Origin of the sequence: Streptomyces sp. NPDC014006, assembly GCF_043088925.1 — a bacterium.
Lineage (GTDB): Bacteria > Actinomycetota > Actinomycetes > Streptomycetales > Streptomycetaceae > Streptomyces.
In genome coordinates this window covers 559497-583856 of record NZ_JBICAJ010000002.1, presented here as the reverse complement: position 1 = coordinate 583856, position 24360 = coordinate 559497, and the positions used below count along the sequence as shown (strand labels likewise).

Annotated in this window: 20 protein-coding genes; 13 read left to right on the top strand and 7 right to left on the bottom strand. The window is 73.0% G+C overall.

What is annotated here, in order from left to right; all coding sequences use genetic code 11:
- The first annotated feature begins 92 nt into the window (after positions 1-92).
- From ACF1GV_RS09130 to ACF1GV_RS09100, 7 genes are all read left to right on the top strand, one after another.
- Entirely contained in the window at positions 93-2966 is a 2874-nt protein-coding gene (locus ACF1GV_RS09130; RefSeq protein WP_391679500.1) for an SNF2-related protein, read from the top strand.
- On the top strand, positions 2966-5122 hold the full coding sequence (locus tag ACF1GV_RS09125) for an SWIM zinc finger family protein (RefSeq protein ID WP_391679498.1): 2157 nt from the start codon (positions 2966-2968) through the stop codon (positions 5120-5122). Before ACF1GV_RS09130 ends, ACF1GV_RS09125 begins: the two co-directional genes overlap by 1 nt.
- A 198-nt stretch (positions 5123-5320) precedes the next feature.
- Complete coding sequence (locus tag ACF1GV_RS09120; protein WP_391679496.1) at positions 5321-5824, top strand: hypothetical protein; 504 nt, start codon at positions 5321-5323, stop codon at positions 5822-5824.
- The gene (locus ACF1GV_RS09115) at positions 5794-7212 is read left to right on the top strand and encodes a hypothetical protein (RefSeq protein WP_391679494.1); all 1419 of its coding nucleotides are present in this window, start codon (positions 5794-5796) and stop codon (positions 7210-7212) included. The genes ACF1GV_RS09120 and ACF1GV_RS09115 overlap by 31 nt, the downstream gene beginning before the upstream one ends.
- Positions 7209-8828: a VWA domain-containing protein gene (locus tag ACF1GV_RS09110; RefSeq protein ID WP_391679492.1), complete on the top strand. Its 1620-nt coding sequence runs from the start codon at positions 7209-7211 to the stop codon at positions 8826-8828. The genes ACF1GV_RS09115 and ACF1GV_RS09110 overlap by 4 nt, the downstream gene beginning before the upstream one ends.
- A gap of 63 nt (positions 8829-8891) precedes the next feature.
- Positions 8892-10004 carry an AAA family ATPase gene (locus tag ACF1GV_RS09105; RefSeq protein ID WP_363262013.1) on the top strand — a complete coding sequence of 371 codons (1113 nt, stop codon included), beginning with the start codon at positions 8892-8894 and terminating at the stop codon, positions 10002-10004.
- Positions 10005-10009: 5 nt separating this feature from the next.
- Positions 10010-12808, top strand: a complete 2799-nt coding sequence (locus tag ACF1GV_RS09100) for a hypothetical protein (RefSeq protein ID WP_391679489.1) — start codon at positions 10010-10012, stop codon at positions 12806-12808.
- Positions 12809-12865: 57 nt separating this feature from the next.
- Here ACF1GV_RS09100 and ACF1GV_RS09095 read toward each other — a convergent pair whose 3' ends face one another.
- Positions 12866-13510: a dihydrofolate reductase family protein gene (locus ACF1GV_RS09095; RefSeq protein WP_391679487.1), complete on the bottom strand. Its 645-nt coding sequence runs from the start codon at positions 13508-13510 to the stop codon at positions 12866-12868.
- Positions 13511-13570: 60 nt separating this feature from the next.
- Positions 13571-14212, bottom strand: coding sequence for a TetR family transcriptional regulator (locus ACF1GV_RS09090; RefSeq protein WP_391679485.1), 642 nt, complete (start codon positions 14210-14212; stop codon positions 13571-13573).
- A gap of 82 nt (positions 14213-14294) precedes the next feature.
- On the opposite strand from ACF1GV_RS09090, the gene ACF1GV_RS09085 reads away from it, so the two are divergent.
- Positions 14295-15368: an oxidoreductase gene (locus tag ACF1GV_RS09085; RefSeq protein WP_391679482.1), complete on the top strand. Its 1074-nt coding sequence runs from the start codon at positions 14295-14297 to the stop codon at positions 15366-15368.
- An 85-nt stretch (positions 15369-15453) separates the two neighbouring features.
- On the opposite strand, the gene ACF1GV_RS09080 is transcribed toward ACF1GV_RS09085, so the two are convergent.
- Positions 15454-17139 (bottom strand): ribonuclease J, encoded by a 1686-nt coding sequence (locus ACF1GV_RS09080; RefSeq protein ID WP_391679479.1) that lies wholly within the window; start codon positions 17137-17139, stop codon positions 15454-15456.
- A gap of 274 nt (positions 17140-17413) precedes the next feature.
- Positions 17414-17851 (bottom strand): STAS domain-containing protein, encoded by a 438-nt coding sequence (locus tag ACF1GV_RS09075; RefSeq protein WP_391679476.1) that lies wholly within the window; start codon positions 17849-17851, stop codon positions 17414-17416.
- A gap of 316 nt (positions 17852-18167) precedes the next feature.
- Here ACF1GV_RS09075 and ACF1GV_RS09070 point away from each other — a divergent pair, with 316 nt between their 5' ends.
- On the top strand, positions 18168-18452 hold the full coding sequence (locus ACF1GV_RS09070) for a cupin domain-containing protein (protein WP_391679473.1): 285 nt from the start codon (positions 18168-18170) through the stop codon (positions 18450-18452).
- 240 nt (positions 18453-18692) lie between these two features.
- Here the strand turns inward: ACF1GV_RS09070 and ACF1GV_RS09065 are convergent, their stop codons facing one another.
- A complete protein-coding gene (locus ACF1GV_RS09065) occupies positions 18693-19070 on the bottom strand; it encodes an STAS domain-containing protein (protein WP_391679471.1) in 378 nt (125 codons plus the stop codon).
- A gap of 139 nt (positions 19071-19209) precedes the next feature.
- Between ACF1GV_RS09065 and ACF1GV_RS09060 the strand changes: the two genes are divergently transcribed.
- On the top strand, positions 19210-19737 hold the full coding sequence (locus ACF1GV_RS09060; protein ID WP_391679655.1) for an ATP-binding protein: 528 nt from the start codon (positions 19210-19212) through the stop codon (positions 19735-19737).
- A gap of 87 nt (positions 19738-19824) precedes the next feature.
- Here ACF1GV_RS09060 and ACF1GV_RS09055 read toward each other — a convergent pair whose 3' ends face one another.
- Entirely contained in the window at positions 19825-20709 is an 885-nt protein-coding gene (locus tag ACF1GV_RS09055; RefSeq protein WP_391679468.1) for an AraC family transcriptional regulator, read from the bottom strand.
- A gap of 143 nt (positions 20710-20852) precedes the next feature.
- Here ACF1GV_RS09055 and ACF1GV_RS09050 point away from each other — a divergent pair, with 143 nt between their 5' ends.
- Positions 20853-21653 (top strand): alpha/beta fold hydrolase, encoded by an 801-nt coding sequence (locus ACF1GV_RS09050; protein ID WP_391679466.1) that lies wholly within the window; start codon positions 20853-20855, stop codon positions 21651-21653.
- Positions 21654-21950: 297 nt separating this feature from the next.
- On the opposite strand, the gene ACF1GV_RS09045 is transcribed toward ACF1GV_RS09050, so the two are convergent.
- Positions 21951-22319 carry a VOC family protein gene (locus ACF1GV_RS09045; RefSeq protein ID WP_391679464.1) on the bottom strand — a complete coding sequence of 123 codons (369 nt, stop codon included), beginning with the start codon at positions 22317-22319 and terminating at the stop codon, positions 21951-21953.
- A gap of 256 nt (positions 22320-22575) precedes the next feature.
- On the opposite strand from ACF1GV_RS09045, the gene ACF1GV_RS09040 reads away from it, so the two are divergent.
- Together ACF1GV_RS09040 and ACF1GV_RS09035 are read left to right on the top strand one after the other, a co-directional pair.
- Complete coding sequence (locus ACF1GV_RS09040; RefSeq protein WP_391679461.1) at positions 22576-23358, top strand: MEDS domain-containing protein; 783 nt, start codon at positions 22576-22578, stop codon at positions 23356-23358.
- A complete protein-coding gene (locus tag ACF1GV_RS09035; protein ID WP_391679459.1) occupies positions 23355-24308 on the top strand; it encodes an anti-sigma factor RsbA family regulatory protein in 954 nt (317 codons plus the stop codon). The genes ACF1GV_RS09040 and ACF1GV_RS09035 overlap by 4 nt, the downstream gene beginning before the upstream one ends.
- Positions 24309-24360: the final 52 nt, after the last annotated feature.

Here is a 24360-nt window from a genome sequence, read left to right as displayed (position 1 = left end):
GGCTCGCCCCGGCCGCCGGAGCCGATTGTCAGACCCCGCCCGTAGAGTCGAAGACGTCTGATCCGACGCGTGGACGGGAGGTGGCAGAGCGTATGGGTGAGGTGCCCGCGGTGGCGGAACGCGGAGCGGAGCGCACGGCCGGCCTGCCCACGACGGCCGAAGGCCTGCCCGTGCGGCTCGCGGCCCTGTTCCTGCCCGCCCCTGTGCCGCGCGACAGCCGCGTCGCCTTCTGGGACCCGGACGACGGCCCCCTGCCCGAGCAGACCGCCGGGGAGCCGGTCGACCTGACCGTCGTCCGTCCGCACGGCGCGTCCGTCCGCCGCCGGCAGACCCCGGCGCTGTCCCTCCCGTTCGACGCCGCCCTGCCCCTGCTGGTGCGCGCCCGCCGCGACCCGGCCGCCCATCCCGCCACCGCCTGCTGGGGCGCGGCCGCGCTGCACGCGCTGCGGCTCACCGCCCGCGGGCGCCTGCTGCCCGGCCTCACCCCGACCGGCCACGACGCCTGGCGCGCCGGCCCGCTCGACCCGGACGACATCGCCCACCTGCGCGCCATCGCCGCCGCGCTGCCCGCCGAGGGGCACGCCGCTCCGCTGCACGGCCCGGGCCCGCTGCGGCTGCCCGACCCGGAGGCGCTCCTGCGCGCGTTCCTCGACGCGGTCGCCGACACCCTGCCCCGCACCCCGGCGGCGCCGTACGCCTCCGGCAGGCCGTTCGCCGCCCGCGAGCCGGTCCGGCTGCCCGGCGCGCAGGACTGGGCCGCCGAGGTCGCCGCCGGCATGGACGCGGGAGTGCGGATCTCACTGCGCCTGGACCTGTCGGCGTACGACCTGTTCGACCAGGGGTCGGGCGGCGCGGGCGCGCGCGGCGCCGGAGCGGCGATCGTGCAGGTGCACAGTCTCGCCGACCCCACCCTGGTCACCGACGCGGCAGCGCTGTGGGCGGGCGGGGCCGACGCCGCCTTCGGCCCCCGCGCGCGGGTCGACGCCGCGCTCGCCGTACGTCGCGCGGCCCGCGTGTGGCCCCCGCTCGCCCGGCTCACCGACCAGGACGCCCCCGATGTGCTGGCGCTGTCCGAGGACGAGCTGGGCGACCTGCTCGGCGTGGCCGCCACCCGGCTCGCGGCCGCCGGGGTCGCCGTGCACTGGCCGCGTGACCTGGCGCAGGACCTCACCGCGAGCGCGGTGGTCCGGCCCGCGCCGGGCTCCGCGACCGACGGCACCGGCTTCTTCGAGAGCGAGGACCTGCTGCAGTTCCGCTGGCAGCTCGCGCTCGGCGGCGACCCCCTCTCCGAGACCGAGATGGACACCCTCGCCGAGGCCCACCGCCCGGTCGTGCGGCTGCGCGACCAGTGGGTCCTCGTCGACCCGGCGCTCGTCCGCAAGGCACGCAAGCGCGACCTGGGGCTGCTCGACCCGGTCGACGCGCTCTCCGTCGCCCTCACCGGCACCGCCGAGGTCGACGGCGAGACGGTCGAGGCGGTCCCGGCCGGCGCGCTGGCCGCCCTGCGCGACCGCATCACCGCCGGAGTGGCCCCGGCCGTCCCGCCCGCCGGGCTGCACGCCACCCTGCGCGACTACCAGCTGCGCGGACTGGCCTGGCTGGAACTGATGACCTCCCTCGGCCTCGGCGGCTGCCTCGCCGACGACATGGGCCTCGGCAAGACCATCACCGTGATCGCCCTGCACCTCAAACGAGCCTGTGGCGAACCGACCCTGGTGGTGTGCCCGGCGTCCCTGCTCGGCAACTGGCAGCGGGAGATCACCCGGTTCGCACCCGGCGTCCCGGTCCGCCGCTACCACGGCCCGGACCGCAGCCTGGACGACCTCGACGGCGGTTTCGTCCTCACCACGTACGGCACCATGCGCTCGGCCGCGCCGGCCCTGGCCGAGCAGCCGTGGGGCATGGTGGTCGCCGACGAGGCCCAGCATGTGAAGAACCCGTACTCGGCGACGGCCAAGGCGCTGCGCACCCTCCCTACTCCCGCGCGCGTGGCGCTGACCGGCACCCCGGTCGAGAACAACCTCTCCGAACTGTGGGCGCTGCTCGACTGGACGACCCCCGGCCTGCTCGGCCCCCTGAAGTCCTTCCGCGCCCGGCACGCGCGGGCCGTGGAGACCGGCGAGGACGAGGAGGCCGTGCAGCGGCTGGCCCGCCTGGTCCGCCCGTTCCTGCTGCGGCGCAAGAAGTCCGACCCCGGCATCGTGCCCGAACTGCCGCCCAAGACGGAGACGGACCACCCGGTGCCGCTCACCCGTGAACAGGCGGCGCTCTATGAGGCGGTGGTGCGCGAGTCGATGCTCGCCATCGAGACCGCCGAGGGCATGGGCCGCCGCGGCCTGGTGCTGAAGCTGCTCACCTCGCTGAAGCAGATCTGCGACCACCCGGCGCTGTACCTCAAGGAGGACCACGGCCCGGCCGTCGGCGACCGGCTCGCCGCCCGCTCCGGCAAACTGGCCCTGCTCGACGAGTTGTTGGACACCCTGCTGGCCGAGGACGGCTCCGCTCTGGTCTTCACGCAGTACGTCGGCATGGCCCGCCTGATCACCGCGCACCTCGCCGCCCGCGCGGTCCCCGTCGACCTGCTGCACGGCGGCACCCCCGTCCCCGAACGCGAGCGCATGGTCGACCGCTTCCAAGCCGGTACGACACCCGTCCTGGTCCTGTCCCTCAAGGCCGCCGGCACCGGCCTGAACCTCACCCGCGCAGGCCATGTCGTCCACTTCGACCGCTGGTGGAACCCGGCCGTGGAGGAGCAGGCCACCGACCGCGCCTACCGCATCGGCCAGACCCAGCCGGTGCAGGTCCACCGGCTGATCACGGAGGGCACCGTCGAGGACCGCATCGCCGAGATGCTCGCCGCGAAACGCGCCCTGGCCGACGCCATTCTCGGCTCCGGCGAGTCCGCGCTGACGGAACTGACGGACCGTGAGCTCTCCGACCTGGTCTCGCTGCGGAGGGAGGCGTGATGACACCGACGGACGACGCCCACGGCCCTGGCCCCGCGGAGGCGGCACGCCGGGCCCTGCGCGAGGCGCGGGGGCGTGGCGCGGCCGCGGCGGAGGGGACCGGCGCGGGGGAGCGGCGCACCCCCGGGCACGAGGACGAGGCCGCGCGGCCGGAGCATGCGCCAGCCACCGACGCCGTACCGCCGGAGCGTGCGCCAGCCACCGACGCCGTACCGCCGGAGCATGGTGCTGTCACCGACGCCGTACATCCGGAGCATGCGGCCGCTGCCGATGCCGGACGTCCGGAAAACACGGCCGCCACCGACGCCGTACAGCCGTCCGGTGGGCGGCAGCAGCCTCGGCCGGGTGACGCCGCGCGCGAGGCGCTGCGCCGCGCGGTGGCCCAGCGGCGCACGGCGGTGCCGGCCGACGACGAAGCCGTGGAGCATCCGGCCCCGCCCGACGAGCAGGCCGCCGCGGCACCGGCGGAGCCGGGACCCGAGGCCGATGACGCGGCCCCCGCGGACCGCGCCCGCGAGGCGCTGCGGGCGGCCCGCGCCGAGGCTCGGCGCAAGGCGGCCGAAGCGGAACAGACGGACCGCACGTCCTCCCCGCGGCGCAGACCGTCCCGCTCCGCCGAGCCCGCGGCCACCCGGCACCCCAGCCATCCCTCCGGCAACCCACGGGCCGGCCAACGGGCCCGGGAACTGCGGCAGTTGCTGACGGATGCCTTCCGTATGCCCACCGACGCGATCACGGACGAGGTTGCTGGGGAGACCGGCGGCCCCGGTGAGCAGGCAAGTCGGACCACCCCGCCGCCGGTGGAGCCGCGGCCCGCGCACGACGACGCCCCCACCCGTCCCGCACCGCCCGAAGCCCCCGCCCCGGCGCCCCGCCTGCCCCGCTCCATGGCCGCGCCCGCGCGGGACGGCGACCTGCGCCGCACCTTCCCGGCCTTGGCGCCCCGGCCGGCGGGTGAGGACTCCCGGTTCGCCGAGACCTGGTGGGGCAACGCCTGGGTGACGGCGCTGGAGGAGGGCGCGCTCGACCCGAAGAGACTGGCCCGCGGGCGGGATTACGCCGAGCAGGGCCACGTGGACGCGATCACCGTCACCCCGGGTTCGGTACTCGCGTACGTGCAGGGCAGCCGACCGCGTCCGTACCGTGTGCAGGTGCGGCTGCGGACCCTCGGCGACGCCGACTGGGCGCGTTTCCTGGACGCCGCGGCCGAGCGGCCCGGGCACATCGCCGCCCTGCTCGACAAGGAGATGCCGCACTCCCTCGCCGACTGCGGCATCCCGCTGCTGCCCGGCCCCGGCGACCTGGAGCCACGCTGCAGTTGCCCCGACCGCGGCCACCCCTGCAAACACGCCGCCGCCCTGTGCTACCAGACCGCCCGCCTGCTGGACGCCGACCCCTTCGTGCTGCTCCTGCTGCGCGGCCGCGGCGAGCGGGAACTGCTCGACGCGCTCGCCCGGCTCAGCGCCACGCGCGCGGCCAGAGCCGCCCAGGACCGGGAACCCGCCCCGTTGCCCGGCGTCCGAGCCGCCGAAGCCCTCGCGCCCCGCCAACTCCCGCCGCTGCCCGCGCCGTTGCCCCTCCCGCCGCACCCGGAGCAGCCGCCCGCCTACCCGGCGGCCCCCGGCGGACCCGACCCGATCGCGCTGGACCAGTTGGCCACCGACGCGGCCGCGCGCGCCCACGCCCTGCTCGCCACCGGCCGGGACGACGTGGGCGAGCTGACGCTGTGGCAGGACGCGGTACGGCTGGCGGCGGCACGGCCCGGCTCCGGGCTCACCGCCGGCTCGCGCGCCCTGTACTCCTCGCTCGCCTCCGCCGCCGGCCGCACCCCCGCCGAGCTGGCGCGCGCGGTCGCCGCGTGGCGCCAGGGCGGCCCGGACGGGCTCGCCGTACTGGAGGAGGAGCCCTGGGATCCCCCGGCGGGACGCTTCGACCGGGCCCGTCCGGCGCTCCTGGCCGCCGACCACCCGGCGTTCCGACCCTGGCGCAACCGCCTCACCCACCCTCGCGGGCATGTCCAACTCCGGCTGGGCCGCGACGGCTTGTGGTACGCGTACGAGTCCGAGCCGGGCGCCGACGACTGGTGGCCGCGCGGCATCCCCGACCTCGACCCGGTCGGCGCCCTCACGGGCCTCGGCACCACCGACGACGTCTGACCGACCGCACCCGGCTCCAGCCTTCGGCCTTGAGCCCATCAGTGCCCTCTTGCCGACCGACCCACCCCGGCCCCGTCCTGCGCGGCTGAGCCCACCGGCCGTCCAGCGAAGGGGCGTTGTCAGTGGTCCCCGCTAAGTTCGTTGGTGTCCCGCCGATCCGGCGAAGGGCTTCCCTTGTGCTGCAAAGGAGATGGTGCGTTGTCCGACGTCGAGAGGTCGAGCACGACGCGGGTGATCCCGCCCGCCCGGCCGCGCAAGCTGGCCAAGGTGCCGTTCGTGGAACTGGCCGACGGACGCCTGCAGGGCGTCGTCTCCAGCGGCTCGGACATCGAGCGGGTCTACGTCTCGTCGGTCGCCGCCGGGACGTACGCCTACGCGTGCAGCACCAACAACAACCGCCCCTGCGGCGGCGCCCGCGGCGGCTTCTGCAACCACATCGGCGCGCTGATCAACGAATCGGTGCTCCAGTACGGCGCCGAGCGCGTCGCCCGCTATCTGCGGGTCGACCTGGGGGAGAGCGAGGCCGGCGCGCAGGCGATCCGCCTCACGATGAGCACCACCCGCCCCTCCCCGGCCGACAGCAAGGCCGCCGCCTCCGTCTTCAGCCGCTTCCTGCGCCACCTGGCGTATCTCGAACTGGCGTCCGCCACCGCGCCGTTGCCGGAGATGCAGTGGTTCCCGCCGACGAGGGCGGTGGCCTGATGCGGATGGATCTGCTGACCGAACCGGTCGACGGTCTCGACGAGACCCTGGCCGCCGTCGACGCTTTCGACCGGACCCTGCTCGGCGGCCTCCTGCGCCCGCAGCCCGCCCAGACCGAGGGGCTGACGGCGCTCGCCGACGCGGTCGCCGCGAGCCCGCTCGCCGGCCGCGTCGCCGAAGCCGCCGAGAAGGCCGCGGCCGGCGCCGCGAGCGAGGACCACTTCCTCTCCCTCGCCGCGGCCCGCACAGCCCTGCTCGGCGCCGCGCACGACGCGCTCGCCGCGCGCGCCGACGAGGCCACCGGCCGCACCTGCGTCGAGGCGCCCGCCCCTGCCGCCGCCGGGGAGCAGGCGCCGAACCTGCTCGCGGCCGCCCGCTCCTGGCTCTGCGACCTGGCCCGCACCGGCTGGCAGGGCCTCGACCACGACGTGGTCTCCGGCTCCGCCCAGGTGGTCTCCGCGATGCTCCCGGACCCCGCGCTGCGGCGCCTCGCGACCCTCCTCGACGGCTTCGCCGCGGAACTCGCCGCATCCTGTCCGGGAGCCTTGCTGGACCGCGTGCCCGTGCGCCGCTGGGCCGACCTGTGGGCGCGCGGCATGCTTCTGACGGTGCCGGGTGCCGCCGCCGCGCCCGCCACACAGACCGTCACCGGCCGGCTGCTGCCCCTCGGGGTCGACCTCCAGGAGCACGCCACAGCGGCCCAGGCCCAGGTGCACGCCGTGCTCGAACCCGCCGACGGCACCGCGCCCCGGCTGGTGCGCGCGAGTGTGTCCGCGCCGAAGCCGGACACGGTCATCGGTGCCGGGGTCTGGCAGCTGCTGCGCCCGCACATGTCGCTCCTGGCCGCCGTCGGCGAGGGCCGCTGCATGGACCTCACCGACATGCCCGTCACCGCCGAAGGCGACCTGATCTGGCAGGACGAACACGCCCGCCCCGGTGAGAGTGCCGACCCCTTCGCCACCGCCCGCGTCGCCCTGCCCACCGCCGCCGCCCCCCAGGCCGTACCCCTGGACCGGCACCCGGTCCGCCTGGCGCATCCGGTGTTCCTGGAGGGCTACGGCATCGAACAGGACGACGACACGGTCACGTTCACCTTCACCGGGCACCGCCTGGCTGTCGACACCGACCGTGTCCCGGTCGCCGGACCGCTCACCTCGCAGGCCGTCGCCGCCTCCAGCGCGTGCATCGGGTTGCTGCGCTGGGACGCCGGGCGGTGGGTCCTGCAGCCGCTCGCCGTGGAGACCACCGTGCGCAAGAAGACCGTCGCGGTGCACGCCGGCGCCTGGGCCGGGGGCACGACCGACAAGGCCGGGGTCAAGGCGGAGAAGGCCGCCACCGACGCGGTGGCCGTACAGCGCGAACGCGCCGGAAGGCTGCTGCGCAAATGAGAGACCACACCACCGAGCGGACCGGTCAGACCACCGCGCAGGTCGGCACCGGCGCCGAGCGGACCGGTCAGACCACCGCGCAGGTCGGCACCGGCGCCGAGCGGACCGGTCAGACCACCGCGCAGGTCGGCACCGGCGCCGAGCAGACCGGTCACACCACCGGCCAGGGCGGCCCCGGCGCCGAGCAGGCGGTCCCCGCCGCCGGAACACCGCCGCTGCCCACCCCCGACGAGAACCGCCGCCAGATCCTGTACTGGCGCCTGCTCGCCCGTCTCTTCGACTCCGAGGAGCAGGCCGGTCTGGAGTCCGCCTCCCTCGCCGTCGTCGAGGACATCGGGCTGCCGGCCGCCCTGCTGGACCCGCAGGCCTCCGTCGACGCCATCGTGCAGCGCCACCCCGAGCTGGCCGCCGAGTTCGACGGTCTGATGGTGCCCGAACCGGAGGAGGAGGGCCGCGACCGGGCCGCCGAGGTACGGCGGGCCGCCCTGGCGTCCAAGGTGCTGCTCAACGTCTTCGCCTCCGGCAGCGGCACGGTCACCGCCGGGCAGCTCGCCCGCTGGCAGTCCGACGCCGGCTGGCTGGAGCGGGCCCTGGGCTGCACCCCCGGCGACCTGCGCGGCGGCCGCGGCGCGGGCAGCGGCGCAGCCCGGGCGGGCGCGGGCGGGGGAGTGAGCCCGACCGGCACCGGAACCGGCGTCCCGACGCCCGACCTCAGCACGCTGATCCCGGCGATCGGACCCGAACTCGGCACCATCGAGGCCGACATGGTCAAGCGCATGCGGCTGCGCGAAGTCCTTGCCGACCCCCGGCTCGCCGCGCAGCTCACGCCGAGCATGTCGCTCATCGAGCAGCTGCTGCGCGACAAGAACAACCTCTCCGGCGTCGCCCTCGCCAATGCCAAGGCGCTGATCCGCCGCTTCGTCGACGAGGTCGCCGAAGTGCTGCGCACCCAGGTCGAGAAGGCGTCCGTGGGCGCCCTGGACCGGTCGGTCCCGCCCAAGCGGGTCTTCCGCAACCTCGACCTCGACCGCACCATCTGGAAGAACCTCACCAACTGGGACCCCGAGGAGGAGCGGCTCTATGTCGACCGCCTCTACTACCGGCACACCGCCCGCAAGACCACACCGCAGCGGCTGATCGTGGTCGTCGACCAGTCGGGCTCCATGGTCGACTCGATGGTCAACTGCACCATTCTGGCGTCGATCTTCGCCGGACTGCCCAAGGTCGACGTCCACCTGATCGCCTACGACACCCAGGCGCTCGACCTCACCCCGTGGGTGAACGACCCCTTCGAGACCCTGCTGCGCACCCAGCTCGGCGGCGGCACGGACGGCACGGTCGCCATGGCCCTGGCCCAGCCGAAGATCGCCGAACCGCGCAACACCGTCGTGGTGTGGATCTCCGACTTCTACGAATGGCGCTGCGAACCGCTGTTCGAGAGCATGGCGGCCATCCACCGCTCCGGCGCGAAGTTCATCCCGGTCGGCTCGGTGACCAGCGCCGGCCGCGGCAGCGTCAACCCGTGGTTCAAGGACCGCTTCAAGGACCTCGGTACGCCGGTCATATCCGGCCACATCCGCAAGCTCGTGCACGAGCTGAAGACGTTCCTCACCTAGGCCCGTCCGCTCGCTGCCTCACCCTTCTTCTCTTGCTCAGCTTCCTCATCGAAAGGCCCTGACGTGTCCGACCTGTTGCGTGCCCCCGCCGAGATCAAGTACGCCGAGGAGCTGGACTGGCTGGAGTCCGTCGACGACAACCCCAAGCCCTTCTCCTGGCGGCTGTCGCCGAAGATGATCCGGCTGTTCATCCTGGGCTCCGAGCGGGCCGACGGCCTCGACCGGGAGATCTCCCAGAAGTGGTTCGGTGAGCGCAGCATCGTCGAGCGCGCCATCGTCACCCTCGCCTCCGACCGCGGCCTGCTGCTGATCGGCGACCCCGGGACCGGCAAGAGCTGGCTGGCCGAGCTGCTGGCCGCCGCCGTCTGCCGCAACTCCACGCTCGTGGTGCAGGGCACGGCCGGTACCACCGAGGACCACATCAAGTACTCGTGGAACGTGTCCATGGTCATCGCCAAGGGACAGTCACGGGAGTCGATGATCCCCTCGCCGATCATGACGGCGATGGAGGCCGGCGTCATCGGCCGCTTCGAGGAGCTCACGCGTTCCACCAGTGACGTCCAGGACGCGCTGATCTCCATCCTGTCCGAGAAGTACATCTCGGTTCCCGAACTCGACAGCGACAACATCGTCTTCGCCAAGCCCGGCTTCTCCGTCATCGCCACCGCCAACAGCCGCGACCGCGGCGTCAACGACCTGTCCTCCGCCCTCAAGCGCCGTTTCAACTTCGTCCGCATCCCCGTGGTGACGAACAAGAAGAGCGAGGCGGAGATCGTCCGCTTCCGCACCGAGGAACTGCTGCGCCGCCACCGGATAGAGCTGGACGTGCCGCCCACGCTGCTGGACGTGCTGCTGCAGAGCTTCGCCGACCTGCGCGCTTCCGCGGCCGCGGCCGCGAGCGACGACGAGAAACTGGAGTCGGCGCTGTCCACCGCCGAGCAGATCGGCGTGCTCGAGGACGCCATCCTGCACAGCAACTTCTTCGGCGAGCGCGCCCTGACCGCCCGTACCCTCGCCTCCTCGCTCGTCGGCTCGCTCGCCCGGCGCGAACCCGAGGACCTGGCGATCCTCAACAAGTACCTGCACGGCGTCGTCGAGCCGCGCGGCAAGGAGGAGGGCGGTTCCTGGCCGGAGTTCTACGAGGGCGGCCGCGACGCGATCGCCACCCTGTCGTGAGCGCCATGACCGAGGGAACCTTCGCCGCCCTGCGCGGCCAACTCCAGCAAGCGGCGGCCGCGTTCGCCGACGGCCCCGACGCCCTTCAGGGGATCCTCCTCGGCATCGTCGACGACGTCGACCGCGCGGTGCGCGAACCGCTGGAGATCTTCCCGGTCTGCCACCACTCGCCGGCCTCGGCGCTCGCCATGGCGCGCCGGCTGCGCGAGAAGCAGCCCAAGGTGGTGTACCTGGAGCTGTGCGAGGACATGGCGCCGCTGCTGACCGAGCTGCGCAATTGCCGGCTCCCCGTCGCGGTGCAGGCGTTCGCGACCGAGGTCGACGGCTTCCCGGCCGAGTGGGCGCCGCTGTCGGTGGTCGCCCCGATCACCGAGGCGTCCGCGGAGTACCAGGCGATCGCCTACGCCCTGGACACCCCCGGCGTCGAGCTGGTCCTCGTCGACCGTTCCTCCGACCACGTCTTCCAGTGGCAGGAGAACTCCGGTGACACGGCCGATGCGGCCGGCCCGGACGCACCGCCCGCCGAGGAGGAGGCGGCGCTGCACGGCGACGCGGTCGGTGTGGAGATCGGCGACCTGCGCCCGCGCTTCGCCGAGCTGGAGGAGCACCTGCTGCGGCACGGGCGGGTGCGGCACTGGTCGGAGTGGTGGCACCAGTACGTCGAACTGCCCCTCGGGGACGCCGACCACGACACCTACCGGCAGGTCATGCTGCTGATCGGCAGCCTCTTCCGCCGCCTGGCCCCCGGCGATCCGGGCCGGGTGCGGGTGGACGAGGACCGCGAACGGTACATGTGGACGCGGATGCGTGCTCACCTCGCCGCGACCGGCACCGACCCCGCGGACGCGCTCTATGTGTGCGGCGCCTTCCACGCCGCCAGCCGCGTCGAGGAGTTCGGTGTTCAGGGCGCCGACACCTTCCGGATCAGCCCGCCGAGTGCCACCAAGTGGCAGCACGGTCTGATCCCGTCCAGCCACGCGGCGATCGAGGCGCAGTTCGGCCTCGCCGCCGGCTCGGTGTCCATCGCCGCGACCGAGTGGGCGAAGAACCTCAAGCGCACCCGGGTCAAGCCGTACCGGCTCGCCGGGCAGGCGGGCACCAGGACGCCGAAGAAGGCGGCCAAGGCCGTGCCCGCCGCCGTCCCCGCCGCACCGCTCGACGCGTCCGACAAGCTCACCGGTTTCCTGCAACGGCCGCCCGTCCTGGACCGTCTCGACGAGGCGGAACTGCTCGGCTGGTCCGTGGAGATCGTGCGTGCCGCCCGCCGCAACGGCTACCTCGCGTCCACCGCCGACGCCATCGCGGTGTTCGAGACGTCGATCCTCCTGGCCGGGATGCGTGAACGCGCCAAGCCGACGCCGTACGACTTCCAGGACGCGGCGGTCACCTGCATCGAGAAGGACACCGTGCCGGGACGGCGGGATGTGCGCCGGCTGGTGGAGATCATGCTCGGCGGCGACCGCGTCGGGCAGGTCGGCTACGACGCCCTGCCCCCGCTGGCCCGTGACGTGCACGACCGGCTGGCGCCGCTGAACCTCAAGCTGCAACAGCGCGGCGTGCAGCGGGCCCTGCTCGACATGGCGTCCCGGCCTGAGCTGGCGCAGTGCTCCGACGTGCTGTGGATGCTGCGGTATCTGATGCCGCACGGCGCCGCCCGGCCCATCATGGGCGAGCGGCGGCTCGGCGAACGCCCCATCCAGGAGTCCTGGGACCTCGCCCTCGGCACCCACCAGCGGGCGCTGATCGAGCTGGGCTACGACGGCGTCAGCATCGAGCAGGTCCTCGAACAGCGGCTGCGTCGCGTCGCGTACGGCCCACAGGCGACCACGGCGCGGGTCCTCGAGGCCGTCGAGGACGCCACCCTCTACCTGAACAGCCGCCGGCTGGCCGACGAACTGGGGCAGCGCGCCCTGGAGGTGCTGGCGACCGAGCGCAGCGTCGACGGCGCGCCCGAGGTGCTGCGCCGGGTGCGCGCACTGCTGGCGTACTACCGCACCAGCGAGCCGACGCTCCCGCCGTGGATCGAGGCGTTCGTCAAGACCGGTTACGCGCACTACTGCACGCTGCTGCCGACGGCGTTCACCGACGACGACGCGGGCGTGGGCCAGGTGGCGGCCATGCTGGGCTTCCTGTTCAGCATGGAGAGCCTCGCCCTGTCGCTCGGCTGTGACCGCAACCAGCTGGAGCTGGCCGTCGCCCAGTCGCATCCCGGGGACCCGGCCAAGACGGCACTGCTGTGGGCGGCCCAGACGCAGCTGGGCCGGCTCTCCCGGGCACAGCTGCGGGCGCGGTGCGCCGAGCTGCTGGGCAACCCGCTGGTGGTGCCCGCCTATCCGCGCTACCTCAGCGGTTTCCTGCACGCGCTGGAACCGGTGCCCGGCCTGGCCGACTTCGTCGTCGAAGCCGTGTCCCAGGCCTTCGCGCAGCTGCCGGACCCGGTGCTGCTGCCCTGGCTGCCGACCCTGATCACCACACTGCGCGGTGGCGGTGCCGACCTAGCGCCCCTGCTGATCCGTGAGGCCGGCCGCATCTTCCCGGCCCGGCTGGCGGAGCTCGACGCGTGGACGCCCCCGTGGCGGGCCGCCCCGGAACCCACGGCAGATCGGTCCTCCCGCGACCGAGCGGCCGGCCCCTGCGGCCTGCCCCTGCTGGCGGCTCACCCCGCGACCTGTGACGCGGTCGCGGACCTGCTCGGCTGCGCGGGCCCCTGGCGGACGGCGGAACCGGCCCCGGACGGGGTGGCGCTGCTCGCCCGCCACCCGCAGACCGCCGAGGCCGTGGAGGCGCTGCTGGCCACCGGCTGACGGCGAGGTCCGGGGCCACCGCACCTCAGGATGCGGTGGCCCCGGCAACGCCTCGTCTCACCTGCGCCAGAACAGATGGTGCGTGACACCGCTCGGGCTCGGCACGACGTCCAGGTGGTACCGGTCGAGCAGTTCGTCGGGCGACTCCCACAGCCGTGCGCCGGAGCCGATCTTCACCGGCGAGACCACCACGTGCAGGGTGTCGACCAGGCCGGCGTCCAGGAACTGCCGGATGGTCGTCGCCCCGCCTCCGAGCCGGACGTCCTTGCCCTGCGCCGCCTCCCGCGCCTGCGCCAGGACGTCGGCCGGATCCCCGCCGACGAAGTGGAAGGTGGTGTCGGAGAGCGTGAACGAAGGACGCGGGTGATGGGTCATGACGAAGACCGGGGTGCGGAACGGCGGCTCGTCACCCCACCAGCCGCGCCACTCGTGGTTCTGCCACGGCCCGCGCTGCGGCCCGAACTTGTTGCGGCCCATGATCTCGGCACCGATGTTGCGGGCGTAGTCGCGGGTGAAGTAGTCGTCGAGGCCACGGCTGCCGCCGGGATCGGTGCGCATGGGCCAGCTCGCCGTGGCGCCCGCCCACGCGAACAGCTGGGACGGATCGGCGTGGCCGAACGGCCGCTCGAGGCTCTGGCCCTCCCCGGCACCGAATCCGTCACTGGAGACGTTGAGGTTCTGCACACGCAGTAGCTGAGTCATGGGGGCAGGGTCCTCCCGTGTCGGTGTCAACGGTGAGAAGACCGTCCGCCGCGCACAAACTCATCGGTGCCCCGGCAGACCGGCCTGATCGGCTCCCGCACCGGCGTCCAGCGCCGGCGCGATGACCGCGAAGGCTTGGTCGGTCAGCGCGGCGGGGTCCTCGGCGCCGTCGCTGTCACACCAGCGCTGCAGCACCGCGTGGAAGGCCGTCAGCGCCATCCCGGCGGCCAGCTGCGGATACAGGTCCGTCACCGGGTCGAGCCGGAGGCGGCGGGCCACCTCCTGCGCGAGCACCTCACGCCACTGCGCCTGGCGTTCCAGGAAACGGCCGAGCAGGGCGGGTGTCCGCAGGATCAGCTGCACCACGGGCAAGGCCCGCTCCGCGTGTCCCGCGCAGGCGTCGATGGAGCGCCACACCGTGGCCCGCAGCGCAGCCGACGGTGATTCCGCGGCCGGGCGGCCCGCGAGTTCCTCGCCCATGGCGGTGCCCATGCCGGCCAGGAACTGCACGACCACGTCTTCCTTGGAGGCGAAGTAGCGGAAGAACGTCCGCTTGGAGACCCCCGCGGCGGCGGCGATCTCGTCCACCGTGACCGCGTCGAAGCCGTCACGGGCCAGCAGGGTCAGCGCGGCCTGCGTCAGCTCGTCCGCGACGAGCTGCCGTTTGCGCTGGGCCAGGGTTTCTGCCGGGCGGGAGGTCATGGCGCCATAGTACGCGGTGTGCCGAGCGTGGCTTCAGATGTCGTCCTTGACGCTCGATGTCATGAACGGCACGCTGAGTCACATGACAAGTGCAGAACGCTGGAGCGCCGAGCACATACCGGACCAGGACGGACGGCTCTTCGTCGTCACCGGAGCGAACAGCGGCCTGGGCCTCGCGACCACCCGCGCCCTCGCCCGCAAGGGGGCCCGCGTGATCCTCGCCGTGCGGGACGAGGACAAGGGCCGCAGAGCGGTCGCGCAGATCACGGCCGAACGCCCGGACGCCCGCCTGGAGGTGCGCCGGCTGGACCTGACCGACACCGCGTCGGTCCACGCCTTCGCCGACCGGCTGAAGTCCGACGGCGTCCGCCCGGACGTCCTCGTCAACAACGCCGGGGTGATGGCGCCGCCCCGCACGCTCACCGCCGAGGGCGCGGAGTTGCAGTTCGCGGCCAACCACCTCGGCCACTTCGCCCTCACGGGCCTGCTGCTCGAGGCGATGACCGACGGCGACGACCCGCGCGTGGTGACGGTGACGTCGGTCAACCACCGCCGGGCGCGGATGTTCTTCGACGACCCGACCGGCGAGCGGTCGTACTCGCCGATGGGCCGCTACAACCAGTCCAAGCTGGCGACCGCGGTCTTCGGGTACGAACTGCACCGTCGGCTGACGGCGGCCGGCAGTCCGGTCCGCAGCGTGCTGGCCCACCCCGGCTACACCGCCACCGGCCTCCAGACCAGCGCCCCCGTGGCGAGGGTCGGACTCCTCTTCGGCCGCCTCCTGCTGCCTCTCGCCCAGTCCCCGGACCAGGGCGCCCTGCCCCAGTTGTACGCGGCGACCGCGCCCGACGCCCGTGGCGGCGAGTTGTACGGTCCGGACGGCCCCGGCGAACTGCGGGGCGCCCCCCGCCAGGTGGAAGTGGCCTGGCGGGCCACCGACCCGCAGACCGCCGACCGGCTGTGGCGCCTGTCCGAGCAGCTGACCGGCGTCCGCTTCGCTCCCGGCCACCGCCTGAGGCCGACGGCCGCCGTGACGGCCCTCAGCAGATCAGCGGCCCCGGAACCGGCCGGCCGGCGGCCCACCGCAACGACGACGCCGGGCTCGACGCGGTCCTCGAAGGGGACCTCGCTGATCCAGCGTCTGCGCGGACCGTGACCCGACGAAGCCCCACCAGAACGTCCGGTGGGGCTTCGTCGTGAGATGGCCTGTGCCCACAGGCGCCCGGCTGCCGGGCTGCGCCTCAGGCGTCGATGATGACGGGGATGATGAGGGGCTTGCGGCGGTAGGTGCGGAACGCCCAGTTCGCCACGGCACGGGCGATGAGTTGTTCGAGCTGGCGCGCGTCCCCGACGCCTTCCTGGGCCGCGGTGGCCAGGGTCTTCTCGATGACGGGGACGACCGGCTCGAAGGTGGTGTCGTCGTGGACGAAGCCCCGGGCCAGGAAGTCGGGGGCCTCGGCGAGCGCGCCGGTGTCCGCGTCGACGATCGCCACCACCGTGACCACGCCTTCGGCGGCGAGGGTGAGGCGGTCCTTGAGGGAGGCCTCGGTGGCGCCGCCGACTTCCATGCCGTCCACGTAGACGTTGCCGGCGGGGACCTTGCCGGTGATGGACGCACGCCCGTCGACGAGGTCGACGACGACGCCGTCCTCGGCGATGACGACCCGGTCGGGGTCGACGCCGGTACGGATGGCGAGGTCGCCGTTGGCCCGCAGGTGCCGCCATTCACCGTGCACGGGCATGACGTTGCGCGGCTTGACGATGTTGTAGCAGTAGACGAGCTCGCCGGCGCTCGCGTGCCCGGAGACGTGCACCTTGGCGTTGCCCTTGTGGACCACATGGGCGCCCCACCGGGTGAGTCCGTTGATCACCCGGTAGATGGCGTTCTCGTTGCCGGGGATGAGGGAGCTGGCGAGCAGGACGGTGTCGCCCTTGCCGATGCGGATCATGTGGTCGCGGTTGGCCATCCGGGACAGCGCGGCCATCGGTTCGCCCTGGGAGCCGGTGCACACCAGAGTGACCTTGTGGTCGGGGAGCTTCTCCAGCTCCTTCGTGCTCACGACCAGACCGGACGGAACCTTCAGATAACCCAGGTCACGGGCGATGCCCATGTTGCGGACCATCGACCGGCCGACGAAGGCGACCTTGCGGCCGTGCTGGTGGGCGGCGTCCAGGACCTGCTGGATGCGATGCACATGGCTGGCGAAGCTGGAGACGATGACCCGGCGCGGTGCCGTGCGCATCACCTGCTCGATCGCCGGATTCAGCTCACGCTCGGACGTGGTGAAGCCGGGTACTTCGGCGTTGGTGGAGTCGGTGAGGAACAGGTCCACGCCCTCCTCGCCGAGGCGGGCGAAGGCGCGCAGATCGGTGATGCGGTCGTCCAGAGGGAACTGGTCCATCTTGAAGTCACCGGTGTGCAGCACCATCCCGGCGCCGGTGCGGATCGCGACCGCGAGGCTGTCGGGGATGGAGTGGTTGACCGCCACGAACTCGCAGTCGAACGGCCCGAAACCGCGCCGGTCGCCCTCCCGCACCCGCACCGTGCGCGGCCGGATGCCGTGTTCCTTGAGCTTGGCCTCCAGGAACGCCAGCGTCAGCTTGGAGCCGACGAGGGGAATGTCGGACCGCTCGCGCAACAGGTACGGCACGCCACCGATGTGGTCCTCGTGACCGTGGGTGAGTACGACGGCCACGATGTCGTCCAGCCGGTCCCGGATCGAGGTGAAGTCCGGCAGGATCACGTCCACGCCGGGCTGGGTTTCCTCGGGGAACAGCACACCGCAGTCGACGACGAGCAGTTTGCCGGCGTACTCGAAGACGGTCATGTTGCGGCCGATCTCCCCCAGGCCGCCCAGGGCGATGACTCGCAGCCCTCCCTCGGGCAGGGGCGGGGCGGCTTTCAGTTCGGGGTGCGGATGACTCATACCTTGACGTTACCCGGAGAGTGGGGCGGGGTGATCCATTGCCTCTGCGATCTGGCTTCTCCCAGCGGAGAGGGGCACCCGCAGCGGGCGCCCCGTGACGACCCGATCAGCCGCCGGACCAGCCCCGTTGGGCCCGGGCCGGTCGTGCGGGAGGGCCCGAACCCCGTGCGGTGGTCCGGGCCCTCATCAGGTGCGGGTATCAGCCAGGGGCCGGAGGTTCATGCACACCGCGCATGCACGCGATCCTTTCCCAGCACCCCTCGGCGCCCGCCGCTCACGTCCCCGGCAGGGAGCCGGCGGCCGTCACCGCTCGCCGGAAGCAAGGTGCCCCCGTCGGCGGCCCCGGCCAAAATCGCCGCAACAGGGGTTGGAGCAGCCCGAGCTGGGGCGGCGGGTGCTGGATCACGACCCTCCCGCCCGCCGCGTACCAGGAATCGAAGGCCGCCAGGAGCGCGCTGTCGCAGAAGGTGACGTGCCGGCAGTCGAGGACCAGCCGCCGGTAGCCGTAGACGGCCGCGGTGGTCAGAAGGACGCGCAGCGGAGCGAGGCCGAAGTGGTCGGCCTCCCCGCGCGCGACCACCTTCACCGTGCGTGCGTCGGGTGTGGTGCAGGACAGGGAGAGTATGTCCCCGGGCGCGGCGTCCGCGCCCTGTGCGGCCCCGGCCTTCTCGGCCGGTGTGGTCAGTATCGGGCTCGTGTCCGTGTTGCTCATGCCCCTATCAACCAAGCCCGGGTTGATCAAGGACAGGCGACGCGCCCGGCCTTCACCCTGCCACGGGAACCGGTTCCCCACTGCGGGGGAAGAGTCATCACCCGTGTGAGGGGGGGAGCGCGGCGGCGCATGCTCGCTCGCCGATGCCTGGGCTTGAGCGCCTGGCAGTGCCCGGCGGGGGGCAGGTGGTGCAGGCCGACGACCCGGGAGACGCCCCGCGTCACGTAGTACGGCTGAGCCTGGCGGATAGCCTGCCACCTGGGATGTCGCCGCCCCACACCTGTCTGTGGGGGCAACCGACGAAGAGGAGGCCTTCATGGCGAGCACCGCCCGTGCCACCGTGCAGCACGAAGACGAGCGGGTCCGGGTGACCCGCTGGGACTTCCGGCCGGGAGAGAGCACCGGCCGTCATGTGCACGGGTACGACTACGTCGTCGTGCCGGTCACCGACGGGCAGACCCAGGTGATCACCCCCGACGGCACGGTCACCTCGTCGCAGCTGCGCGCGGGCGAGTCCTACGCGCGCCCGGCCGGCGGCGAACACGAGGTCGTCAACGCCGGCACGTCCGCGCTGGCCTTCGTCGAGATCGAACTGAAGTAGCGCAACGGACACCGCCGCTCACCTCGTGGTCCTGGCCGGGTGGTGCCGCGTCCGTACTCGGGGATCGGCCGCGGCACCACCGCCCGGGGCGCGGAAGAGGCCTAACGCCCAGGGACCACAGCCGGATGCCCTGGATCAGCGCGCGGACACGGGGCCAAATGGGTGGTGATGCGGTTCGCCGCACCCAGGGGTGCCTTCACGCTCGCCCCGGCCGTGTGCCCGGGACCGGATCGGCAGCGGTCAGGACGCGAGGGCGTCGTCGAGGGTGGGGTGGCAGTCGATGAGAGTGTCGATGCCGACGAGCTGGAGGGTGCGCAGCACGGGCAGGGTGGGTCCGGCCAGGCGCAGCCGGCCGCCGGCCGCGGTGACGGCCTGGTAGGCGGCGATGAGGATGTTGATGCCGCTGGAGTCCATGAAGGTGACCTGCCGCATGTCGATCACGAGGCGCGGCCGCGGGGCGCCGGTGACGTCCAGGGCCTCGCGGAGCGTGTCGGCGGTGTGATGGTCGATCTCTCCGGCCAGGGTCAGCACGCGGGCGCCGTCGGCGGCCGTGGCTGTCACGGACAGCCCGCCGAGCTGCCCGGTGGTTTCGGTGTCCGTCGTTCGTCCGTCCGCCATAGCGGTGATACTGGCACACCGAGACCCGTGCTCGAAGCGTCGGCCTGCAAGAACCGGGTGCCCGTGCGCCGTGGGAGCCGGCGCAGGGGCTGGGCTGTGCAGCCGACCGGGCGTGGGTGAGCGCGTGGGCGTGAACGGGATGGTGAAGGCGGCCGTGTCGGAACGAGTTCCGCTGGGGGAGGGCCCCACCACGCCCGACGCGCGGGCGCTCCAGGTCACGGCGGCCCTGGACGGCGACGGCTCCGTCATCGCTCGTGCCCGGCCCGTGGTCGCGGACTTCCTGACCCGGGTGCAGGCGGAGCACGGCCTTCCGGTCTCGCGGCGCGCCATGGAAGTGACGCAGCTGATGGTGAGCGAGCTGGTCACCAACGCCCGTAAGTACGCGCCCGGTCCGGTGCTGCTGGAAGTGCGGATCACGCGGGACGCGGTCGAGGTGGCGGTGCGGGATTCCGATCCGGTGCTGCCGGTGGCCCGGGCCGCGGACGCGGGACGGGTGGGACAGCACGGTCTGGAGATCGTCATGGCCGTCACACAGGGCCTCGAGGTCCAGCGCGAGCGGGCCGGCAAACGCGTCACCGCACGCATCGCCCTGCCGGACGATCCGGGCGGAGACCTCGGCGGCCGCACTTCTGTGCAGGGCACGGGGAACCTGCGTGCTGCCCGGTGAGCGCCCCTGCTCACGCCGTTGCGGCGAACTCGCTGCTCTGGGAGCCAGCCGGACCCGGGTCGCTGACCGGGACCGGTCGTGGCGACATCAGACCCCGCGGATGTCGGTCGCGCCGTAAGCGGCGCGCCAGGCGGCGGGGGTCGTGGCTGCCTGACGCCGGAAGAAGGTGGTGAAGTTGCCGGCGTCCCGGAAGCCGAGGCGTCGGGCGCAGCCGGCGACCGGCAGGCCGGTGTGCGCGAGCAGCCTCCTGGCCTCCAGCAGGATGCGCTGGTCGAGGAAGGCCTTGGCGCCCGTGCCGGTGGCGGCGCGCGTCGCCCGGGTGAGGGTGCGCACGTCGTAACCGAGTGCCCGCGCGTAGTCGCCCACGTGGTGCCAGTCGGTGAAGTGTTCTTCGACGGCGGCCCGGTAGGCGCGGAACACGTCCGTGGACCGGTTGCCGGCCGGAACCCCGTCGGTTCGGGCGGGCGCGGCCGGTAGTGCGCGCAGGACCAGCGCCGCCAGCAGGTGGGACAGCAGTGCGGGAGATGCCAGGAGCGGGGTGCGCGCTGCCGTGTCGTGCTCGCGGCCGAGGTGTTGGGCCGCGAGCAGGGCCAGGTCCAGACGCTGCCGGTCCAGGCGCCAGCACGCCGGGGTGGTGGCCTCCGCGGCGGTGAGGCCGGGGAGAAAGCCGGGCCGGAAGAGGACCAGCGGGCCGTCGCAGGCGTCGACGTCGCTCCAGCGGTGCACCATGCCGGGCCGGATCCATACGGCGCTGCCTTCCGCCAGCCGGTAGATGTCGAAGTCCGCTTCGTGGGCGCCGGTGCCGGAGGCGATCAGGGCCAGGACGTGGAAGTCGGGGCGCTGGGGGAGTACGCGACGGCCCTCGGTGTCCATGGAGCGCAGCGCGGCGAAGTCGAGGACCTCCACGCCGTGCGGTGAGCCGACGGCAGGTGAGTAGCGCAGCTGTCGCACTGCCGGTTGTCCGTTTTCCACAAGTGCTGTGCTCCTTTTCACCGGGGCATGGACCGCGCTTCCCCTACCGTCGATGTGCACCTGGCAGGCAGGTCAGGTTACCCGTGGAAGGCTGCGGCCGGGAGACACCGATCGTCTCGGGCAGCCGAGTGAAAGGCGCAGGGATGACGGAAACGACAAGGCCGGTGCCGGTGGCGGGCGGGACTCTGGACGTACGGGTCGGCGGCCGTACCGGACCGGCGCTGGTGTTCGTCCACTACTGGGGCGGCTCCGCCGGCACATGGAACGACGTGATCGGTCATCTGCCGCCCGGGCAGGCGACGGTCCGCTTCGACCAACGCGGCTGGGGCACCTCTCGCGCCCTGCCCGGCCCCTATCACCTCGACCGGCTCGCCGACGACCTCGCTCGCGTGATCGACACGTGCGTGCGGGGGCCGTTCGTCCTCGTCGGCCACTCGATGGGCGGCAAGGTGAGCCAGCTCGTCGCGGCCCGAAGGCCGGCCGGCCTGGCCGGCGTGGTGCTTCTCGCCCCCGCACCGCCCGAGCCGCCCGTCACGGTGACCGAGGAGCACCGGCAGGGCCTGTCCCACGCCTACGACTCGCCCGAGGCGGCGATGCACGCCCTCGACCATGTCCTGACCGCCACACCGCTGTCCGAGACGGTGCGGGCCACCGCGGTACGCGACAGCCTCGCCGCCGGACCCGAGGCCCGGCAGGAGTGGCCGCTGCGCGGCATCGCGCAGGACATCACCCACGCCGTGCGCGGCATCGCGGTTCCGGTGACCGTGCTGGCCGCGGAGAACGACCTCGTGGAACCGCCGGGCGTCTTGCGCGAGTGCCTCCTGCCGCACATCCCGCACGCCACCCTGGTCACCGTCCCCGCCACCGGCCACCTCCTCCCCGCGGAAGCCCCCCGCGCCGTCGCCACCGCTGTCGAGGATTTCCTCCAGCTCCTTCGACACTGACCCGGGCCCCGTTGGCGCGCGCCGACAGCGCGCGGACGGCACAGGTGCGGAGCGGTGTCCAGGCAGATCTGCACAAGGCAGGACACGTCGCGGTTGGCCGAGCGGGAGGTCTTGGGGACGGAGCGGGCAGGCGACGGGGGGACCCCTGCCCGCTCCGTGGCAACGACCCGGACGGGGGGAGTGCGGGCCTTGCGGCGCCGATAGTACCCCGCAGCTCAAGGCGGCGATGCTCGCCGGCCCGTCGACCGGCACGCCACTGACGGCAGCCCGCGATCAGCACCTGCCCCCGGAACAGCGTCACCGGGCCGGGATCGGCTGAGTGAGGTTCACCGGGTTGCCGTCGGGGTCCTGGATGTGGGCGACGCGCTGTCCCCACGGCATGTCGTTGGGACCGCCGCGGACCGAGCCGCCCAGCGCCACCACCCGGCCGAGCGTCTCGTCGACGTCGTCGACACCGATGCTGAGCAGGATCCGCGCCTCCGCCCCCGTCCCCACGTCCGCCCTGGCCACCAGCCCGAGGTCGGTGTCGCCGATGCGCAAGCCGACGTAGAAGGCCGGGCCTTCCGCCGGTATCCGGAAGATCTCCTCAGCGCCGAGCAATGCCGTGTAGAAGCCGAGCAGAACGTCCTGGTCGGCAGTCACGATCACTGGCTGGATGGTGGACATGGCACCCCTGTCAAGAACGGTCGTGTCGCTGGGTAGACCGTTCATGGACGGTGAACTCATCGGCACGACCACCCCGCCGGGCGGTCTACGGCACGGACTGCCGCCCACGACCGGCACGGGCACCCCGTAACGAGGTCACCACCCCGCTGCCCAGCCACTTCGCGACGGCGGATCTTCCCTGTCGCCGCCCGGCCCTCTGGGCGGTGCAAGGTGTGCGGGTCAGTAGGGTGGGCATCCGATGGCGAGGGGAGGAGCGGTGAGAGCGGCGCGGACTTTGGCGACCCTGGACGAGGTCGACCCTGGTGATCATGTCTGCCAGGTGCTGGATGCTGCGGACGATGTCATGGACCGCAGCCGGGCCTTCGTCGCGGACGGGGCGCTGTTCGGCGACAAAGTGGTGATCATCGGCCCGGCTCCGCGGACAGGCGGCGAGTTCGCCCAGCTGGTGCTCGACCCTTCCCGGCTGGAGGGCTCTCTCCTTGCCGCCGTGCGGCGCGAGGCGGTGAGCGCCGGCCGTGAGGGTTTCCGCTCGCTTCGGGTGCTGCATCACGTGACGCCCAGCGGCCGCACGGAGCGGCCGGAGGACCTGTTGCGCAGCGAGCTCGAGCTGGAGGAGTTCGCCACCGACAGCGGAGCTCTGGTGGTGTGCGCCTACAGCGGTGGTGGCTGGGACGCTTCTACACTGGAACAGGTCAGGTGCGTGCACCCTCACCACCTGGGCAGCCGTCCGGCATCACCCGCATTCCAGGTGTACCGGACAGGAAAGGACGGCTGGACGGTGAACGGGGTCATCGACAGCGAAGGCGCGCCGGCCTTCGGGAACATCCTGCGCACGCTGCTCGCGCAGACAGCGACAGTGCGCCTCCTCTGTCACGCCCTGGATTTCTTCGACGCAGCCGGGATGAGCGCGCTGGCCGACGCGGCCAGATGCCTGCCGGACCGCAAGGTCGTTCTGGAAGGTACCAACGACACCGTGCGGCTGGCCTGGGAACTGTCCGGCTTCGCCGTGCGGGACGTTCCGGTGGTGATGGCGCCGTGACCTCCACCCGCTCCGCCTCCACACCCTCGGTCGCCGGGTACCGGCACGAGCTGTACCCGTACCGCGGCCGGGACCAGTTCGTCGAGGGAACCCTCGGTTTCATCCAGGAGGCGCTGGACGGTGACGAGGCCGTCGTCGTAGCCGTCCCCGAGGACAAGGTGTCCTTGCTGCGGGCCGAGATTCCCGCCGAAGCGGCGGTGCGCTACGTCGACACCACCATGGTGGCGCACCATCCGGGCCGGCTCATCGGAGCCTGGCAGGAGTGGATCAAGGAGCATGTCGCCGAGGGGCGGCCGGTGCGCGGGATCGGCGAATCCCCCTGGGACGAGATCCGCAACCGCGCCCAGGCACAGGAACTGCACTACCACGAGTGGCTGCTGAACAAGGCCTTCGCAGACGGCCCGGCCTGGTGGCTGCTGTGCCCGTACGACACCACCGGCCACGGGGCCGTGCTGGAGGAGATGGCGCGCTGCCACCCCGAGGTCCGAAGGGACGGTCGCACCGTGCCGTGCACGGACTACGATCCGCACACACCGTTCGCTTTCGATCCGCTGACCAATCCATGCGACCCGTACGACGAACTGGTCTACGCCCGTGGTGACCTGACGGCGGTGCGGGAGAAGATCGAGCGCTGTGCCGAACGGCACGGCCTGAGCGGCAGCAAGCTGCGCGAGCTGCATCTGGCCGCCACCGAAGTGGCCGCCAACAGCATCCGGCACGGCGGAGGCCAGGGCGTGCTGCGGACCTGGGGCGACGACCACCGGATGGTGTGCGAGTTCCGCGACGCCGGCTACATCAAGGACCCCCTCGTGGGCCGGTCCCGTCCCAGCGGCATGCAGATCGGCGGCCGCGGGCTCTGGCTCGTGCACCAGCTGTGCGACCTCGTCGAGATACGTTCCACCCCTGATACGGGCACCACCATCCGTCTGCACACGGAGCTGCCCGGCTGATCTCTGCCGGGCCGCGCTCGGCTCAGCGCCGGAGTGAGGCGGCGTCGCGAGG